The following is a 17,617-nucleotide window of genomic DNA, read 5'->3' as shown; positions in this document are numbered from 1 at the left end:
CCGGACTCGTTGAGGGATGGATCCTGAAACGCGTTCAGGATGACGGGAGTGTGGGATGAACGTGATGACTGAAACCCGGACCGCCGCGCTGGACCATGTCGCGGATTTCCCCGCCATCCCCGCCGGCTGGGCGTATCTCGACACCGCCGCCACCGCGCAGAAACCGCAGATGGTGATCGATGCGATCACGCGCGGCTATGACGACAGCTACGCAACCGTGCACCGCGGCGTGTATCAGCGTTCCGCCGACATGACGCTCGCCTACGAGGCCGCGCGCCGCAAGGTTGCGAGCTTCCTGGGTGCAGGCAGCGCGGACGAGATCGTCTTCGTGCGCGGCGCGACCGAGGGGATCAACCTCGTCGCGCATAGCTGGGCGGGCACGCAGCTCAAGGCGGGCGACCGCATCCTGCTGTCGCAGCTCGAGCATCACAGCAATATCGTGCCGTGGCAGATGGTCGCCGAGCGCGTCGGTGCGCAGATCGACGTGCTGCCGCTGACCCCGGACCACCGGATCGACCTCGACGCGATGGCGGCGATGATCACGCCGCAGCACAAGCTCGTCGCGCTCGCGCATGTCTCGAACGTGCTCGGCTCGGTGCTCGACGGCAAGCGCGCGGCGGAGATCGCGCATTCGGTCCGGGCGAAGATCCTGCTCGACGGGTGCCAGTCGGTGCCGCGGATGACGGTCGACGTCGCCGCGCTCGATTGCGACTTCTACGTCTTCTCCGCGCACAAGCTGTACGGCCCGACCGGGATCGGCGTGCTGTGGGCGCGGCCCGAATTGCTCGAGGCGATGCCGCCGTACCAGGGTGGCGGGTCGATGATCGACAGCGTCAGCTTCGAGCGCACCACCTACGCGCCGCCCCCGGGCCGGTTCGAGGCAGGAACGCCGCATATCGTCGGCGCGCTCGGGCTGCATGCCGCGATCGACTATGTCGAATCGATCGGGCTCGACCGGATCCACGCGCACGAAACCGCGCTCGTCACGATGACGCGCGAGGCATTGTCGCAGATCAACTCGCTGACGCTGTTCGGCCCTGAGGATTCCGCCGGAATCGTCAGTTTCAGCATCCAGGGGGTGCATCCGCACGACATCGGCACCATCTTGGATGAAGCGAAGGTGGCGGTGCGCGCCGGCCATCACTGCGCACAGCCGCTGATGGCATCGCTTGGCGTCGATGCGACCGCGCGGGCGAGCTTCGGAGTCTACAACACCGCCGCAGACGTCGAGGCGCTGGTCCGCGGGATCGAGCGCGTGACGCGAATTTTTGGGTAGGACTGGCAAATGAGTGACCGGATCGAGATCGAAGAGGTGACGGGCGTCGAGCAGCCCCCGCGCGCCCGCGTCGAAGCCGCAACCGAGACGTTCGAGCGCAAGCGCGACTATCTCGAAGGCTTCCTCACGCAAAAACCGCAGGCCGACGTCGCGGGTGCGCCCGGCGGCGCGGTGTACGAAGGCGTGATCGAAGCGCTCAAGGACATTTACGACCCGGAAATCCCGGTCAACATCTACGACCTGGGCCTGATCTACGGCGTCGAAGTGACCGAGGCCGGCCATGCCGTCGTGATGATGACGCTGACCACGCCGAATTGCCCGGTCGCTGAATCCATGCCCGGCGAGGTCGAGCTTCGCGTCGGGTCGGTCCCCGGGGTCGGTTCGGCCGAGGTCAACCTCATCTGGGATCCGCCATGGGATCCCGCCAAGATGTCGGACGACGCGAAACTCGAACTGGGAATGCTGTAATGGCGACGATCGCCCGCCCGCGGCCTGCCGCGCTGATCCTGACCGACACCGCCGAGGCGCGGATCGCGGCGTTGATGGCGCGCGCGCCCGAGGGGGCGATCGGGGTCAAATTGTCGACCCCCAAGCGCGGCTGTTCGGGCCTTGCCTATTCGGTCGATTACGTCACCGAGGCAAAGCCGTTCGACGAGCGGATCGACACACCCGGCGGCACGCTGTTCGTCGACGGCGGGTCGATCCTGTACCTCATCGGGTCGACGATGAACTGGGTCGAGGACGATTTCACCGCTGGGTTCGTCTTCAACAACCCCAACGCCAAGGGCGCCTGCGGCTGTGGCGAGAGTTTTACCGTATAACCGGCTCCGCTCGCGTTATTGTTGAAACGGACAGCTTTATATTCGTGTGGTCGCACTGTAACGCCGTCGCGAATCGATACGATTTCGAAGGAATGTTGCGATGGCGATCAAACCTCTGCGTAAGGCTGTGTTCCCCGTCGGTGGCCTCGGAACGCGCTTCCTGCCCGCAACCAAGGCGGTCCCCAAGGAAATGCTGCCGGTCGTCGACCGCCCGCTGATCCAATATGCGGTCGACGAAGCGATCGAGGCCGGCATCGAGCAGATGATTTTCGTCACCGGTCGCGGCAAGTCCGCGATCGAGGACCATTTCGACATCGCCTATGAGCTGGAAGCCACGATGTCCGCGCGCGGCAAGTCGCTTCAGTTGCTCGAACAGACCCGGCTCGCACCGGGCGCGGTCGCTTATGTCCGCCAGCAGGAGCCGATGGGCCTCGGCCATGCGGTGTGGTGCGCGCGCGACATCGTCGGCGACGAGCCGTTCGCGGTGCTGCTCGCGGACGATTTCATGGTCGGTGAGCCGGGCTGCCTCAAGCAGATGGTCGCTGCCTATGAGAAGACCGGCGGCAACATCATCTGCGCGCAGGAAGTGCCCGACAGCATGACGCACATGTACGGCGTCATCACGCCGGGCACGCGCGATGGCGCGCTGACCGAGGTCAAGGGTCTGGTCGAGAAGCCGGCGGCGGGCACGTCGCCGTCGAACCTCGCGGTGATCGGGCGCTACATCCTGCAGCCGGAAGTGATGCGGATCCTCGAGACGCAGGGCAAGGGCGCGGGCGGCGAGATCCAGCTGACCGACGCGATGGCGCGGATGATCGGCGACCAGCCGTTCCACGGGCTGACCTTCCAGGGCAAGCGCTACGATTGCGGCGACAAGGCCGGCTATATGACGGCGAACCTCGCGGTTGCGCTGACGCGGCCGGAGATTGCGGAGACGGTTCGCGTGTTCGCGGTGGATTTGCTGAAGTAGCGGCTGCTCGCATCGTTGCCCCGGCGGGGGCGAGACGTCAGCCAGAACCATAACCGGCGTCACCCTGAACGCGTTTCAGGGTGCACCGTGCTACAATGGCGGACTGCCCAAGCGGAGGGCTGGATGCTGAAACGAGTTCAGCATGACGGCGCGTGGGGGGAAGAGCGGTGCGCTCGCCCCTACCGCTCCGCGCTGATTAGCTTCGGGATCGCGGCCCGCCGATCTCAGAGGTAGAACATACCCTCGAGCACCGTGACACAGCGCCCGCCGAGGACGACGCGATCCCCATCCAGCCGACACGTCAGATGCCCCCCGCGCGCGCTTGCCTGGAACGCGGTGAAGCGGTCGCGGCCGAGACGCTGCGTCCAATAGGGCGTCATCACCGCATGCGCCGATCCGGTTACCGGATCCTCGTCGATCCCCGCCCCCGGCGCGAACACGCGGCTGACCACATCGGTGTCGTCGCCGGGTGCGGTGACGATCGTCAGCACGTCGGGTTCGGCGCTGCCCGCCACTTCGGGGTCCGCCGCGGACGGACGACCCAAGGCGCGGAAATCCGGGTCGAGCGCAAGGATCTGGTCGGCATGCTCGAGCACGATCAGCGCGTAGCGATGCGGGTGCCACAGGGTTTCGACCGCGGCCTGCAACCCGAGCGCGGCGACGATATGCGGCAGCGGCCTTGGCTCGGGCGTCCACGCCGGGAGCGCCAGTTCATAGCCATCGCCCGCGCGTGTTACCGACAGGATCCCCGCCTTGCGCGTACGGAAGCGCACGCTGTCACGCGACGGATCGCCCGACAGCACGTAATGCCCGCTCGCGAGCGTCGCATGGCCGCACAAAACCACTTCGGAGGTCGGCGTGAACCAGCGCAGCTCATGGTCGCTCGCATCGGTCGTGTCGGGCACGATGAACGCGGTTTCGCTGAGGTTGTTCTCGGCGGCGATCGCTTGCAGCGTCGCATCGTCGAGCCATTCGGTCAGCGGCATTACCGCCGCCGGATTGCCCTCGAACGGCCGGCTTGCAAACGCGTCGATCTGCGTGATGGGGAGCTTCATAGGCGTTTTCCGAACCAATGCGGGGTCACGTCCGCTTCGACCAGGGGGTTGTCGGTGTCGACATGGCCTTCGGGGTCGAGATGAATCAGCACCTCGACCTTGGGGAAGGCGCGACGCAGTGCGACCTCGACGTTTTCGACGATGACATGCGCCTGCGCGACAGTGATGTCGCGCGCGACTTCCATGTGGAATTGCGCGAAATCATGCGCGCCCGAATGCCGCGTGCGGAAATCATGGATACCGCGAATGCCGGGCTGGCGCGCGGCGACCTCGATGAAATCGCGGCGCATGGCCTCGGGCCATTCCTTGTCCATCAACTGGTCGATCGCGTTCGACGACGCGCGGAACGCGCCATACGCCAGCCACAGCGCGATCACGATCCCGAAGATCGGATCCGCGCTGCGCCAGCCGAGATACTGGTCGAGCACCAGCGCGATGATGACCGAGCCGTTGAGCAGCACGTCCGACTGGTAATGGACGTTGTCCGCGACGATCGCGACCGATCCGGTCTGCCGGATCACGGCACGTTGATAGGCAAGCAGCACCATCGTCGCGAGGATCGCGATGATCGACACGCCGATGCCGAATTCGGCGCCCTTGGTGGGTTCGTTGCTGCCAAGCGCCATCACCGCGCGCCAGCCGATCCCGGCGGCAGAGGCGGTGATCAGCATCACCTGGAACAGCGCGGCGAGCGCCTCCGCCTTGCCGTGGCCGAAGCGGTGGTCGTGGTCGGCCGGCTGCGCCGCCAGCCGCACGCCGTACAGCGTGACGAGGCTGGCGAGCAGGTCGAGCCCCGAATCCGCGAGGCTGCCGAGCATCGCGACCGAGCCGGTCGTCCAGGCGGCATAGGATTTGAGGGCGATCAGCCCGCACGCCATCGCCACGCTCGCAAGCGCGGCGCGCACGGTGTGCGGAATCGCGAGACGCTGTTCCTCGGTCATGGGTAGAGCAATCCTTCCGACCACCCGCCGTTGCCGTCGGGCAGGAACAGGCGGCGTTCGTGCAACCGGTGCGCGCGGTCCTGCCAGAATTCGATCCGGTCGGGCACGACGCGATAGCCGCCCCAATGCGGCGGGCGCGGGACGTCGCTGCCTGCGAACCGTTCGGTCATCGCGGTGAAGGCGGCTTCGAACGTGTCGCGGGTCGCGAGCGGGCGCGATTGCTCGCTGGCCCAGGCACCGAGCTGTGAGTCGCGGCCGCGGGTCGCGAAATAGGCGTCCGATTCGGCGTCGCTAACGTGGCTCAGCGCGCCTTCGATGCGGATCTGGCGGCGGAGCGACTTCCAGTGGAACAGCAGCGCGACATACGGGTTCTCCGCGATCGCGCCCGCCTTGCGGCTCTGGCGGTTGGTGTAGAAGACGAAGCCATCGGGGCCATGCCCCTTGAGCAGCACCATCCGCGACGACGGCCGCCCCGCCGCATCGGCGGTGGACAGCGCCATGGCGTTGGAGTCGTTGATCTCGCTCGCGCGCGCCTCGGCGTACCAGGCGTCGAACAGGGGGAAGGGGTCGGTGGACATAGCGGCGCTTTAGGACAAAGTCGCTTCAATCGCCACCGCTTCGCGCGTATGATCGGTGCGGAGGTTGGCCCATGACGATATCGGTGGTGATCAGCGCGGCGGCCAAGGCGCACGCCGAAGCTTTGGTATCGAGCGGGCGCTATGATACGCTCGAGCAGGCGGTCGAGGCGGCGATCTGGCAGCTGGAGGCGTGGGAGGACGAAGAGGTCGATCTCGACACCTTGTCCCCGGAACACCGTGCCGCCGTGGAAGAAGGGCTCGCCGATATTGAAGCGGGACGGGTGGTGGACGGCGAAACTTTCTTCGCCGAACTGATCGCCAAATACGAAGCAATGGCGAAGGCAAAGGGCGTTTGAAATATGTCCTGAGCCGGGCCGCATCGGAGGATGTTCGGGCGATCACGGAGTGGATCGCGAAGGATAATCCGGCACGCAGTGTATCGTTTGCGCGCGAATTGTTGATGTGTTGCCGTAAGCTGACGACAGCGTCGGAAAGATATCCGATTATCCGGGCGGACGTTACGCCACCCGTCCGGCGCCGGAATTATCGACGATATGCGATCTGCTATACCGTGCTGCGCAACCATATCCATGTAATCGCGGTGGTACATGGCGCACGCGATGTCATGTCCGTGATTGAAGAGCGTCTGGATTGATCGGAACGTCTCGGCGCGTCAGGGATTGAATCGGTTTCGCAACGAAGGGACCGATCGCAATGGCCGCACGCGCCTATTGGCAAGGACAGATCCGGCTCGCCTTGGTGTCGATCCCGGTCGAGATCTACAGCGCGACCAAGTCGGGCGCGCAGGTCAGCTTCAAGCAGATCCACGAGCCGAGTGGCAAGCCGATCCATTACGACAAGGTCGTCACTGGCGTCGGCCCGGTCGACACCGACGAGATCATGAAGGGCTTCGAGTATGAAAAGGGCTCCTACGTCCTGCTCGAGCAGGACGAGATCGACGCTGTAAAGCTCGAATCGAAGAAGACGCTCGAGCTGACGCAGTTCGTCGACGCGAGCGAGATCGACGTGCTCTATTACGAGAAGCCGTATTTCGTCGTGCCCGCCGATGATCTGGCGGAGGAGGCGTTCATCGTGCTGCGCGAGGCGCTCCGGCGGACCAAGAAGGTCGGGCTGGGGCAGCTTGCGATGCGTGGGCGCGAATATGTCGTCAGCCTCAAGCCGTGCGGACGCGGGATGGTGCTCGAGACGTTGCGCTATGCCGACGAGGTCAACAAGGCGCAGGGCTATTTCCGCGACATTCCCGACGACGAGCCGGATGCCGACCTGATGGATCTCGCCGAGGCGCTGATCGAGAAGAAGAGCGGGGCATTCCATCCGCAGGATTTCCACGACCGTTATGTCGATGCGCTGCGCGACCTGATCGAGCGCAAGCGCAAGTCGAAGGGTGGCAAGATCATCGAGGACAAGGGCGGGGATGCGCCCGCCAAGGGATCAAACGTGGTCGACCTGATGGCGGCGCTTAAGAAGTCGATGGGAGCGAGCGGGTCGAAGGCGGCGGACGAGCCGGCGGAGAAGAAAGCCCCCGCCAAGCGTGCCCCGGCGAAGAAGCGTGCTTGAAGGCCGCTTGGCGCCAGCCAAACCCTGGTTTCGTCACCTTGGGCTTGTCCCCGGGTCCACCGGGCGACATGTCCCGCAGACGTTGGGATCGCGGCGCGGTGGACCCCGGCACGAGGCCGGGGTGACGGACGGGGCGTGGCTACCCCCGGTTGAAAACCGGTGAGCGACCCGCTCGAAAAATACAATTCCAAGCGCGACTTCGCCAAGACCGCGGAGCCTGCGGGCACGCTCGCGCCGGGGCATGGCAACCGCTTCATCGTGCAGAAGCACGACGCCAGCCGCCTCCATTGGGACTTCCGGATCGAGGTCGATGGCGTGCTCAAGAGCTGGGCCGTGACGCGCGGCCCCAGCATCGATCCCGACCAGAAGCGGCTCGCGGTGCGGACCGAGGATCATCCCTTGTCCTACGCCGATTTCGAGGGGACGATCCCCAAGGGCGAATATGGCGGCGGGACGGTGATGCTGTGGGACAGCGGGACCTGGGCGCCGATCGCGGGCAAGAGCGCGGAGGATCTCGAGCACGGCCACCTCCACTTCGTCCTCGATGGCGAACGGATGAAGGGCGAGTGGATGCTGATCCGCCTCAAGCCGCGCGGCAAGGAAAAGGGCGAGAACTGGCTGCTGCGCAAGGTCGGCGATGCGGAAGCGGGCGGGACCGATGTGCTGATCGAGACCGGGCTGACGAGTGTTTCGACCGGGCGGACTATGGTGGAGATCGCCGAGGGGAAGCCTGACAAATCCTCCCCCGCGAAGCGGGGGAGGGGGACCGCTCGCGGAGCGAGGGGTGGAGGGGTTTCGAAACAGGCGGAGCGCTCGACGTCAAACCCCTCCACCACCAGCCTGAAGAAGGCTGGCGGTCCCCCTCCCCGTTCCGGGGAGGAATTGAAGTTTCAAGAGCCGCAGCTCTGCACGTTGGTCGACTCGGTGCCGTCTGGGAACCAGTGGCTGCACGAGGTCAAATACGATGGCTATCGCGCGCTGATCGCCGTCTCCAAGGGCAAGGCCAAGGTCTTTACGCGCTCGGGCCTCGACTGGACCGACAAGTTCCAGGCCATCGCCGACGCGGTCGCCAAACTCCCGGTCGACACCGCTTTGTTCGACGGCGAGATCGTCGCGTTCAAGGACGGGCGGCCCGATTTCTCCACCCTCAAGAACGCTATATCTTCAGGCGGCGACATGACCTTCTTCGCGTTCGACCTGCTCGCGCTCGACGGCGAGGACCTCACCGGGCTCGCCAACAGCGCGCGCAAGGATCGGCTCCAGCCGTTGATCGACGGCATGGACGCGCGCGTGCAATATTCGGAGCATGTCGTCGGGCAGGGCGAGGCGCTGTTCGAGACGATGTGCCGCGAGGGCTATGAAGGCGTCGTCTCGAAGCGCGCCGACGCGCCGTATCGCGGGAAACGCACGCAGGCGTGGCTCAAGATCAAGTGCACCCGGCGGCAGGAATTCGTGATCGTCGGCTGGACCGCGAGCAGCAAGGCGCGCGGGTTCGCGTCGCTGTTGCTCGGGGTCAACGGGTCGGACGGGCTGATCTATGCGGGGAAGGTCGGGACCGGGTTCGACACCGCGACGATGATGGACCTGCGCGAACGGCTGGAGAAGATCGAGCGCAAGACCCCGACCGTAAAGGCCCCCCGCGCGGCGGTGAAGGGCGCGCACTGGGTCACTCCCAAGCTCGTCGCCGAAGTCGCTTTCGCCGAGACCACCCCCGATGGCGTGCTGCGCCATTCGAGTTTCCTCGGCTTGCGCGAGGACAAAAAGGCGTCCGAGGTCGTCGCCGAAACCCCGGCGACCGCGCCGGTCGCGGCGGGCGAGGTGCCCGAGACCAGCGTAAAGGTCAGCAACCGCGACCGCGTGATCTTCCCCGAATCGAACGTCACCAAGGGGCAGCTGGCGGATTATTACGCGAAGGTCGCGGGCATCATGCTCCCCTTCGCGGGCAACCGGCCAATCAGCCTCGTCCGCTGTCCGCAGGGCCGCGCGAAGCAATGCTTCTTCCAGAAACATGACGCGGGCAGCTTCAAGGAGGATCAGGTCCACAAGGTCCCGATCCTCGAAAAGGACGGGTCGACCGAAGAGTATCTCTACGTCGACGATGCCGACGGGCTGGTCGCCTGCGTCCAGATGGGGACGATCGAGTTCCACGGCTGGGGCTCGTCGGTCGGTACGCTCGAACAGCCCGACCGGCTGGTGTTCGATCTCGACCCGGACGAGGACCTCGGGTTCGACGTGGTCAAGAAGGCGGCGGAGGATCTCAAGGAGCATCTCGCCGAACTCGGGCTGGTGAGCTTCGCATTGCTGTCGGGGGGCAAGGGCGTCCACGTCGTCGTGCCGCTGACCCCGCAGGCGGAATGGCCCGCGGTCAAGGACTTCGCGGATCGCTTTGCACGGGCGTTGGGCGCGGCGGAGCCCGAGCGGTTCGTCGCGACCATGTCCAAGGCAAAGCGGAAAGGGCGGATCTTCATCGACTGGCTGCGCAACCAGCGCGGGGCGACCGCGGTGCTGCCGTATGTGGCGCGCGCCCGCGCCGGCGCGCCGGTGGCGGCGCCGGTGTCGTGGACCGAACTCCGCGCGCTCGACGCGGCGAACCGCTGGAGCGTCAACGACGCGGACGAACTGATCGCGCGCGCGGCCTCGCCCGCGCTGGCGGGGTGGGGCGTCGCGGATCAGGTTCTTCCCGATCTTTGATTGCGATGTTGCGCATGCGAGGGACTTGTGGCCAAGTCCTGCGGGGATCAAAGGGGCCCGAGTGATCGTCACGCCAACCATTTGCCGTAGCCGTGCGTCGGCTGGCGTACCGCGCCGGGCAGCCGCCCGATCGCTTTGCGCGCGGCCCTTCCACGAAGCTTCGTCACCCCGGGCCTGGCCCGGGGTCCACTGTGCCGCACATCGTGCAGCCCGGCGGAACATCCCCCGGTGGATCCCGGGCCAAGCGCGGGATGACGGCGGGATAGGTTCGATGGCGTCGCGTCCGCAACGCTTCGCAGCAGTAGGCCGAGCGACCTGATGGCGACCGCTTCCATTCCCTCGCTGCTCGACGCCGGAACCCACGCCGCGCGCTGGATTGCGGACTATCGCGCCCGGGCCGGCGCGGGCGATGTGCTGGGCGCGCAGCCCGATCCCGCCTGGGCCGCGATGTTCGAGGAACTTGCCGCGGGCGCGGGCGACGACCTCGCCACCGCGCGCGACCGGGTGCAGCGGCATGCCGAGGATATCGGCACCGGCTTCCGCATTATCGGCGAAAGCGAGGAACGGCCGTGGCCGCTCTCGCCCATCCCGCTGCTGATCGACAGCGCCGAATGGCGGCATATCGAGACGGGGATCGTCCAGCGCGCCGATTTGCTCGAGAATATCATCGCGGATCTGTACGGCGACGCCACGCTGGTCACGCGCGGGCTGCTCCCCGCGGCGCTGGTCGGCGGGTCGCCGCATTTCCTGCGCCCGATGGCGGGGCTCGTCCCGCCCGGCGGGCATCACCTGCATTTCGTCGCGATCGACCTCGGGCGCGGGCCGACCGGCGAGTGGCGCGTGCTCGCGGATCACCTCCGCGCGCCGGCAGGGGCGGGCTATGCGCTCGAGAACCGACTCGCGATCGCGCGGACGCTCGGGGGCCTGCAGGCGCGGCTCAACGTCGAGCGACATGCGCCGTTCTTCGCGGCGTTCCGCGACGGGCTGGCGGCGGCGTGTCGCCGGGTCGAGCCGCGGATCGGGTTGCTGACGCCGGGGCGCTACAGCGCGAGCTATGCCGAACAGGCGCATCTCGCGCGCTATCTCGGGTTTTTGCTGGTCGAGGGCCCCGATCTCGCCGCGCTCGAGGACAAGCTCTATGTCCGCACGATCGGCGGGCTCAAGCGCGTCGACGCCCTGTGGCACCGGATCGACCCGCGCCTGCTCGATCCGCTCGCGTTCGATTCGCATTCGCGGATCGGGGTCGCGGGACTGATCGACGCGGTGGCGGCGGGCAATTTGGTAATCGCCAATGCCCCCGGCGCGGGCGTGCTCGAATCGCCTGCATTCGGCGCGTTCCTGCCGCGGATCGCGGCGCGCGAGACCGGGCGCGACCTGATCCTCCCCAATATCGCGACCTGGTGGTGCGGGCAGGACAGCGCCCGGGCGAATGTGATCGCGGAGCTCGACACGATGCTGATCGGCCCCGCCTTCGGGGTCGCGCCTTTGGGCCTGCCCGACGGCGTCGCGCGGCCCGGGACCGAAATCACCGGGGAGGCGCGCGCGGCGCTGCTCGCCGACCTCGAGCGGCGCCCGCAGGATTATGTCGGGCAGGAAATCGTCCGCCTCTCGACGATGCCGGTGGTGACCGACGCGGGGCTCGCGGCGCGTCCGTTCACGCTGCGGGTTTTCGCCGCGCGCGGCGGCGATGGCCGCTGGACCGTGCTCCCCGGCGGGTTCGCGCGGATCGGCGAGCATCCCGATCCGCGCGCGTCGGTGATGGGGCAGGGGACGTGGTCCGCCGATGTCGTCGTCCATGGCAGCGACGAATCGGTCGCGCCGGTGTCGCTGCTCCAGCCCGCCGATACGATCCATGTCCGCCGCAACCCGGGCACGCTGCCGAGCCGCGTGGCGGACAATTTCTTCTGGCTCGGGCGCTATCTCGAACGCGGCGAGGCGTTGCTTGGCGTCATCCGCGTGATGCTGGGCAATTCGATCGATGCCGATGCGGGCGCGGCGCTCGCGGCGGAGACGGTCGGCAAGCTCGTCGGGCTCGTCGTCAACGGTGGCGGCGCGCCGCATCCCGCGACGCTGCGCCGCGCCGATCTGGCCGCGTTTGCGCGGACTGCGCTCGAGGATGACGGCTGGCACAGCGTGCGGACGATCAACCGGCTTGCGCGCGGGATCGGGCAGGGGTCGCGCGACCGGCTGGCGGCGGACGTCATCCGCCTGCTCGACGCGCCCTTCCCCAGCCGGGGCGGGATGCTCGATCGCGCGGGGTCGCTCCAGCGGCGCTATGCGGCTTTGTCGGGATTGTCGGCGGAGCATATGGGGCGGACCGCGTCGTGGCGGTTCCACGATCTCGGGCGACGGCTCGAACGCGCGACGAGCATGACGCGCGCGATCCGCGCGTTCGGGATGGCGCGGGCGTCGACCGACGATCTGTCGACGCTGCTCGATCTCGCCGACAGCCAGATCAGCTATCGCCAGCGCTATCTGACCGGCCTCGCGCGCGTGCCCGTCGTCGACCTCGTCGCGCTCGACCCCAACAACCCGCGCTCGCTCGCCTATCAGATCGTGCGGATCTGCGAGCATCTGAAGGATCTGCCCGTGCTCGAGGACGACGGGATGGAGGAACCGCAGCAGGCACAGGGCACCGTGCTCAACGCGATCGTCTCGACCGCGACCGCCGCGGCGCTGGATGCGGAGATCCTCGGCGATGTCGAGCGGCGGCTGTTCCAATTGTCCGAGGCGATCGCGCGGCGGTATTTCCTGCAAGGCGCGGAGCCGCTGCGCGCGGCAGGGATGGTGCTCGCGTGATCTACGACATCCGCCACGTCACGCGGTTCGATTACGGCGGCAACGTCAAGTTCGCGCGCTGCAACCTGCGGCTCAAGCCGATCCACTGGTCGGGGCAGCGGCTGCTCGACTATACCTTGCGCATCTCCCCCGCCGGGCGCGTGTCGCCCGCGCGCGCGGAGGCGGGGCTGGCGAACGTCGTGCGGCTGGTGGTCGACGAACCGGTGCGGCATCTGGTGATCGAAAGCATCTCGCGGATCGACATCGACCGGCCCGTGCCGATGCCGTCGGACGGATCGCCGCGGCTCCACGACATCGCGATCGCCGCGCGCGCGAGCCGCGATCCGTCCCCCGCAGGCCCCGCGAGCTATCTGTTTCCCTCGCCGCTGATCCCGCTCGACCGCGACATCGCTGACTATTGCGCGCTCGATCTCGATCCGGATCGCCCCGCGCTCGACGCCGCGATCGCGCTGGCGCAGCGGATCCAGCACGATTTCGCGTTCGATCCGCATGCGACCTTGGTCGACACGCCCCCGCACGAGGCGTTCCTCAAGCGCGGCGGCGTCTGCCAGGATTTCGCGCAGATCATGATCACGGGCCTACGCGCCGCCGGTCTGCCTGCGGCTTATGCCTCGGGCTATATCCGCACGATCCCGCCGCCCGGACAGGCGCGGCTCGTCGGCGCGGATGCGACGCACGCCTGGGTACTGCTGTGGTGCGGGCCGGAGCTCGGCTGGGTCGGGGTCGATCCGACCAACGGGATCTGGATGGCGGGGGACCATATCGTAATGGCGATCGGGCGCGATTACGGCGAGATCGCGCCGATCGACGGCGTCGTGCTCGGGTCGAGCGCGCAGAAGATGGATGTCAGCGTCGACGTCGCACCTGTGCTAGAGGCCGCCATCTGAGATTTGCGCCCGGTATTTGCGCTGGGCGTAATGACTCCCCAACTATGGGGAAAGACCAGCACCGGGGATAGAAGTGGCCGATCCGTACACGACATTGGGCGTCGAACGCACCGCGAGCGAAGCGGACATCAAGAAGGCGTATCGCAAGCTCGCCAAGGAGCTTCATCCGGATCGCAACAAGGACAATCCCAAGGCGACCGAACGCTTCGGCCAGGTGACGCAAGCCTATGATATCCTGACCGACAAGGACAAGCGCGCGCGCTTCGACCGCGGCGAGATCGACGGCGACGGCAATCCCGCGTCGCCGTTCGGCTTCGGCGGTCCGGCGGGCGGCGGCGGCGGGTTCCGTCCCGGGCCGGGCGGGCAGGGGTTCCAGGCGGACGGGCCGGATCTCAGCGACATCTTCGAGGGCATGTTCTCGGGCGGCGGGCGCGGCGGCGGCTTCTCGGGCGGGTTCGGCGGGTTCGGGCGCAATCGTGAGCAGCCCAAGGGTGCGAACGTGCTCTACAAGCTCGACGTCCCGTTCACCGATGCCGCCGCCGCCAAGCCGCAGCGGATCACGCTCGCGGACGGCAAGACGATCGACCTCAAGCTCCCCGCGGGTCTCGAGAGCGGCGCGCAGATGCGGCTCGCGGGCAAGGGCCAGCCGGGGCCGGGGGGCAATGGCGACGGGATCGTCACGCTCGAAATCGAGCCGCACCGCTTCTTCGAGCGTGATGGCGACAACGTCCTGCTCGACCTGCCGATCAGCCTGTCCGAGGCGGTGCTGGGCGCGAGCGTGCGCGTGCCGACGGTCGAGGGTGCGGTGATGCTGACGGTGCCCAAGGGCTCGACCTCGGGCAAGGCGCTGCGGCTGCGCGGGCGCGGGTTCCACCGCAAGGACGGGACGCGCGGCGACCAGCTCGTCACGCTGATGGTCGATCTTCCGGTCGATGACGATGCGCTGATCGAGTTCGTACAAGGCTGGAAAGACCGGGACTTAGGGAACCCGCGGGGTAACATGGGCGTCTGACCCCGAATGAGTGATGTATCCCCCGCTTCGCCCGAAGAACGCGCCCTCCGGGGCGAGGCAGGGATTCGCCCCGAGGACGCACCGCCGGCGATCCGGCTTCCCGCGCGTGCGTGGGAAGTCACCAAGCGCGCGCTGATCGGCGTCTTTACCGACGGCTTCATCCACGCGGGCAACCTTGCCTATCTCGCGTTGCTGACGGTGTTTCCGTTCTTCATCCTCGCCGCCGCGATCGCCTCGCTGATCGGGCAGAGCGCGGAGACTCAGCGCGCGGTCGCCTCGTTCCTCCATGTCCTGCCGCGCAACGTCGCCGAGCTGCTCGAGAAGCCGATCCACGACGTGCTGCTCGCGCGGACCGGGTCGTTGCTTTGGATCGGCGCGCTGGTCGCGCTCTGGTCGGTCGGCAGTTTCGTCGAGACGATCCGCGACATTTTCCGCCGTGCCTATGGCGTCAAGTCGAGCAAGCCGTTCTGGCATTACCGGCTCAGCTCGATGCTGGTGATCATCGCGTCGGTCGTGCTCGCGCTTTTGTCGTTCCTGATCCAGGGCGTGCTGACCGCCGCCGAGCGGTTCATCTATGCGCTGCTGCCGTTTGCGGAGAACATCGCGGGCTGGATCGGCCTGTCGCGCGCGGTGCCGGGGCTGGTGATGTTCGGGGCGCTCTACATGCTGTTCCTGTCGGTCACGCCGTCGAAATACCGCCTGAGCAAATGCCCGAAATGGCCGGGCGCGATGTTCACGACGGTCTGGTGGATCAGCATCACCGCGCTGCTCCCGGTCGTGCTGTCGCAGCTCGGCAGTTACGATCTGACGTATGGCAGTCTCGCGGGGGTGATCGTTGCGCTGTTGTTCTTCTTTCTGGTCGGTTTGGGGATCGTCTTCGGTGCGCATCTCAACGCGGCACTGGCGGAACCGCATGAACACGGGGTAGAGAGCAGCGCAGACCAACAGGAGGCGGTAACGGCGTGACGGAATTGATGGCGGGCAAGCGCGGGTTGATCATGGGCTTGGCCAATGATCGCTCGCTCGCCTGGGGGATTGCCAAGAAGCTGAGCGAAGCCGGGGCCGAACTCGCGTTCAGCTACCAGGGCGAGGCGATGGAAAAGCGCGTGCGCCCGCTCGCCGAGCAGCTCGGCGTCGCCCGCCTGTTCGATTGCGACGTGTCCGACATGGGGGCGCTCGACGCGACCTTCGCGGATCTCGCGAAGGAATGGCCGACGATCGATTTCGTCGTTCATGCGATCGGCTTTTCCGACAAGAACGAGCTGCGCGGCGGCTATGTCGACACCAGCCTCGACAATTTCCTGATGACGATGAACATCTCGGTCTATTCGTTCGTCGCGGTGTGCAAGCGCGCGGCGGCGATGATGCCCAATGGCGGGTCGTTGCTGACGCTCAGCTATTACGGTGCCGAGAAGGTCATCCCGCATTACAACGTGATGGGTGTCGCCAAGGCCGCGCTCGAGACGAGCGTGCAGTATCTGGCGGTCGATCTCGGGCGCGACAACATCCGCGTCAACGCGATCTCGGCGGGACCGATCAAGACGCTTGCCGCCTCGGGGATCGGCGACTTCCGCCTGATCCTCAAGTGGAACGAGCTCAACTCGCCGCTCAAGCGCAACGTTACGATCGAGGACGTCGGCGGGGCGGGGCTGTACCTGCTGAGCGACCTGGCGAGCGGCGTGACCGGCGAGACGCACCATGTCGACGCAGGCTATCACGTGATCGGCATGAAGGCCGAGGACGCGCCGGACATCGCGCTCGCCTGACGGCGTTCGCGCTGGACCACGTGCAGATCGCTATCCCGCCGGGTAGCGAGAGCGAGGCGCGTGGCTTACGGCACGCTGCTGGGCCTGTGCGAACTCGACCGTCCCGAGAGTCTGGCGGGGCGGAGCGGGTGCTGATACGATCTTGGATTTTACCAGCTCCATCTCGGCGCGGACGCGGACTTCCACCCCGCACGCAAGGCGCACGTCGCGCTGACGACCGACGACCTTGCCGCGCTGCGCGTTCGACTTCGGGACGCGGGCTGTTCGATGGCGAAGACATGCCGATTCCCGGGCGAACGTGGTTCTTTACCGAGGATCCGTTTGGCAACCGACTGGAACTGATCCAGCTGGGGTGAGCCGCTGCTGTGCGCTTCTGGTTATGGAAACGGCCCATAGGTCGCCATCAACCTGAGATCTCGAACCTCCTGTTGCGGACACTCCTTGCGTGCGGCACAGTGAGCGCATGGCCAGATCAAGAGACTGGATCAGCTTCTTCCGGATGAGCCTGGGATTTTCGGCGGTCAGCGCCTGCCTGGCATCGGTCTATATCGTTTCCCCGCAATTGATCTTCTGGCTGTTCGGAATGCCTCTTCAAAGCGGGGCGCTCGTTATGGCACGGCGCGGCGGTGCGCTCTTTCTTGGTATTGCTATTTTACTGTACCGTATTCGATCAACCGACGATCGCAGTACGAGAATGGCGATCTCGACCGGGCTTTTGACGTCGTGCGCGGCATTGGCGGTGTTGGGGATCGTGGACTTGATCGCTGGTCAGGTAAAAGCGGGCATCCTGATCGCCGTCGTCGCGGAGGCGGTCTGTGCCCTTGGCTATCTCGCCGTCTTGATCGAAGAACGCCGCCGGTACCGCGTGGCGGTGCGGAACAGCGATTGATTGCCCTCCACGTTTTAAAGCCGCCGTTCTGGTTGCCGCCAGGTGGCACGTGTAAGCCCCGCCGGCGTGCCAACCGTTCCTTAAGCAGACTGTCAGCTTTTGAGTCCGGAAGCGGACGGAACGGAGTCGCCCAATAGCGGACCTTGCTGATGATCGCTCGGCGTGGTGTGATCAGGGCATGCAGCGCAAGGCAATCATGGTCGATGTGGATGGCGTTCTCATCGCGCACCCAGATGACCGAGGGTGGAGGTAATTACCCACCCCCTTGCGGCTGAGCGAAATCACTGATTCAACGGGGTCATGGGCCGTCCCGATCTCGAGCGTCTGAGCCGCGAGGAGTTGATCGAACTGGTG

At 66.5% G+C, this 17,617-nt stretch carries 17 protein-coding genes; 14 read left to right on the top strand and 3 right to left on the bottom strand.

Features of this window, described 5'->3' with window-relative positions:
• Positions 1-55: 55 nt before the first annotated feature.
• From RI03_RS16485 to galU, 4 genes are all read left to right on the top strand, one after another.
• The gene (locus RI03_RS16485) at positions 56-1,276 is read left to right on the top strand and encodes a cysteine desulfurase (protein ID WP_010218689.1); all 1,221 of its coding nucleotides are present in this window, start codon (positions 56-58) and stop codon (positions 1,274-1,276) included.
• Between the two features lie 9 nt (positions 1,277-1,285).
• Entirely contained in the window at positions 1,286-1,744 is a 459-nt protein-coding gene (locus RI03_RS16480; protein WP_010218688.1) for an SUF system Fe-S cluster assembly protein, read from the top strand.
• Entirely contained in the window at positions 1,744-2,097 is a 354-nt protein-coding gene (locus RI03_RS16475; RefSeq protein ID WP_010218687.1) for a HesB/IscA family protein, read from the top strand. The genes RI03_RS16480 and RI03_RS16475 overlap by 1 nt, the downstream gene beginning before the upstream one ends.
• Before the next feature lie 100 nt (positions 2,098-2,197).
• Positions 2,198-3,067: a UTP--glucose-1-phosphate uridylyltransferase GalU gene (galU, locus tag RI03_RS16470; RefSeq protein WP_010162124.1), complete on the top strand. Its 870-nt coding sequence runs from the start codon at positions 2,198-2,200 to the stop codon at positions 3,065-3,067.
• Positions 3,068-3,291: 224 nt separating this feature from the next.
• On the opposite strand, the gene RI03_RS16465 is transcribed toward galU, so the two are convergent.
• The 3 genes from RI03_RS16465 to pdxH are packed head-to-tail and all read right to left on the bottom strand — an operon-like array spanning position 3,292 to position 5,641.
• Positions 3,292-4,122 (bottom strand): PhzF family phenazine biosynthesis protein, encoded by an 831-nt coding sequence (locus RI03_RS16465; protein ID WP_010218686.1) that lies wholly within the window; start codon positions 4,120-4,122, stop codon positions 3,292-3,294.
• Entirely contained in the window at positions 4,119-5,063 is a 945-nt protein-coding gene (locus tag RI03_RS16460) for a cation diffusion facilitator family transporter (RefSeq protein ID WP_010218685.1), read from the bottom strand. The genes RI03_RS16465 and RI03_RS16460 overlap by 4 nt, the downstream gene beginning before the upstream one ends.
• Complete coding sequence (gene pdxH, locus RI03_RS16455; RefSeq protein WP_010218684.1) at positions 5,060-5,641, bottom strand: pyridoxamine 5'-phosphate oxidase; 582 nt, start codon at positions 5,639-5,641, stop codon at positions 5,060-5,062. Before pdxH ends, RI03_RS16460 begins: the two co-directional genes overlap by 4 nt.
• Positions 5,642-5,712: 71 nt before the next feature.
• Between pdxH and RI03_RS16450 the strand changes: the two genes are divergently transcribed.
• From RI03_RS16450 to RI03_RS23680, 10 genes are all read left to right on the top strand, one after another.
• Complete coding sequence (locus RI03_RS16450; protein WP_010218683.1) at positions 5,713-5,997, top strand: ribbon-helix-helix domain-containing protein; 285 nt, start codon at positions 5,713-5,715, stop codon at positions 5,995-5,997.
• Positions 5,994-6,296 carry a type II toxin-antitoxin system RelE/ParE family toxin gene (locus RI03_RS16445; RefSeq protein WP_010218682.1) on the top strand — a complete coding sequence of 101 codons (303 nt, stop codon included), beginning with the start codon at positions 5,994-5,996 and terminating at the stop codon, positions 6,294-6,296. The genes RI03_RS16450 and RI03_RS16445 overlap by 4 nt, the downstream gene beginning before the upstream one ends.
• 59 nt (positions 6,297-6,355) lie before the next feature.
• Positions 6,356-7,219: a non-homologous end joining protein Ku gene (ku, locus tag RI03_RS16440; RefSeq protein ID WP_010218681.1), complete on the top strand. Its 864-nt coding sequence runs from the start codon at positions 6,356-6,358 to the stop codon at positions 7,217-7,219.
• Positions 7,220-7,378: 159 nt separating this feature from the next.
• Positions 7,379-9,910, top strand: coding sequence for a DNA ligase D (ligD, locus tag RI03_RS16435; protein WP_010218680.1), 2,532 nt, complete (start codon positions 7,379-7,381; stop codon positions 9,908-9,910).
• Positions 9,911-10,228: 318 nt separating this feature from the next.
• Positions 10,229-12,709 (top strand): circularly permuted type 2 ATP-grasp protein, encoded by a 2,481-nt coding sequence (locus tag RI03_RS16430; protein WP_010218679.1) that lies wholly within the window; start codon positions 10,229-10,231, stop codon positions 12,707-12,709.
• The gene (locus RI03_RS16425) at positions 12,706-13,596 is read left to right on the top strand and encodes a transglutaminase family protein (RefSeq protein WP_010218677.1); all 891 of its coding nucleotides are present in this window, start codon (positions 12,706-12,708) and stop codon (positions 13,594-13,596) included. The genes RI03_RS16430 and RI03_RS16425 overlap by 4 nt, the downstream gene beginning before the upstream one ends.
• A gap of 73 nt (positions 13,597-13,669) precedes the next feature.
• Positions 13,670-14,608, top strand: coding sequence for a DnaJ C-terminal domain-containing protein (locus tag RI03_RS16420; protein WP_026046802.1), 939 nt, complete (start codon positions 13,670-13,672; stop codon positions 14,606-14,608).
• A 6-nt stretch (positions 14,609-14,614) separates the two neighbouring features.
• Complete coding sequence (locus RI03_RS16415) at positions 14,615-15,574, top strand: YihY/virulence factor BrkB family protein (RefSeq protein WP_010218675.1); 960 nt, start codon at positions 14,615-14,617, stop codon at positions 15,572-15,574.
• Positions 15,571-16,374: an enoyl-ACP reductase FabI gene (gene fabI, locus RI03_RS16410; protein WP_010162137.1), complete on the top strand. Its 804-nt coding sequence runs from the start codon at positions 15,571-15,573 to the stop codon at positions 16,372-16,374. The genes RI03_RS16415 and fabI overlap by 4 nt, the downstream gene beginning before the upstream one ends.
• Before the next feature lie 499 nt (positions 16,375-16,873).
• Positions 16,874-17,263 carry a hypothetical protein gene (locus RI03_RS23680; RefSeq protein WP_138995702.1) on the top strand — a complete coding sequence of 130 codons (390 nt, stop codon included), beginning with the start codon at positions 16,874-16,876 and terminating at the stop codon, positions 17,261-17,263.
• The last annotated feature ends 354 nt before the right edge of the window (positions 17,264-17,617 follow it).

The sequence above is a fragment of the Sphingomonas sp. PAMC 26621 genome (genome assembly GCF_000251145.1).
In the GTDB taxonomy this organism is placed as follows: domain Bacteria; phylum Pseudomonadota; class Alphaproteobacteria; order Sphingomonadales; family Sphingomonadaceae; genus Sphingomonas.
The sequence above is the reverse complement of the archived record's forward strand: the minus strand, read 5'-3'. Positions and strand labels throughout refer to the sequence as shown.

Bases quoted from the DNA above. Each gene is read 5' to 3' on its own strand.
- RI03_RS16485 (WP_010218689.1), top strand. From the start codon at position 56: ATGAACGTGATGACTGAAACCCGGACCGCCGCGCTGGACCATGTCGCG.
- RI03_RS16480 (WP_010218688.1), top strand. From the start codon at position 1,286: ATGAGTGACCGGATCGAGATCGAAGAGGTGACGGGCGTCGAGCAGCCC.
- RI03_RS16475 (WP_010218687.1), top strand. From the start codon at position 1,744: ATGGCGACGATCGCCCGCCCGCGGCCTGCCGCGCTGATCCTGACCGAC.
- galU (WP_010162124.1), top strand. From the start codon at position 2,198: ATGGCGATCAAACCTCTGCGTAAGGCTGTGTTCCCCGTCGGTGGCCTC.
- RI03_RS16465 (WP_010218686.1), bottom strand. From the start codon at position 4,122: ATGAAGCTCCCCATCACGCAGATCGACGCGTTTGCAAGCCGGCCGTTC.
- RI03_RS16460 (WP_010218685.1), bottom strand. From the start codon at position 5,063: ATGACCGAGGAACAGCGTCTCGCGATTCCGCACACCGTGCGCGCCGCG.
- pdxH (WP_010218684.1), bottom strand. From the start codon at position 5,641: ATGTCCACCGACCCCTTCCCCCTGTTCGACGCCTGGTACGCCGAGGCG.
- RI03_RS16450 (WP_010218683.1), top strand. From the start codon at position 5,713: ATGACGATATCGGTGGTGATCAGCGCGGCGGCCAAGGCGCACGCCGAA.
- ku (WP_010218681.1), top strand. From the start codon at position 6,356: ATGGCCGCACGCGCCTATTGGCAAGGACAGATCCGGCTCGCCTTGGTG.
- RI03_RS16430 (WP_010218679.1), top strand. From the start codon at position 10,229: ATGGCGACCGCTTCCATTCCCTCGCTGCTCGACGCCGGAACCCACGCC.
- RI03_RS16415 (WP_010218675.1), top strand. From the start codon at position 14,615: ATGAGTGATGTATCCCCCGCTTCGCCCGAAGAACGCGCCCTCCGGGGC.
- RI03_RS23680 (WP_138995702.1), top strand. From the start codon at position 16,874: ATGAGCCTGGGATTTTCGGCGGTCAGCGCCTGCCTGGCATCGGTCTAT.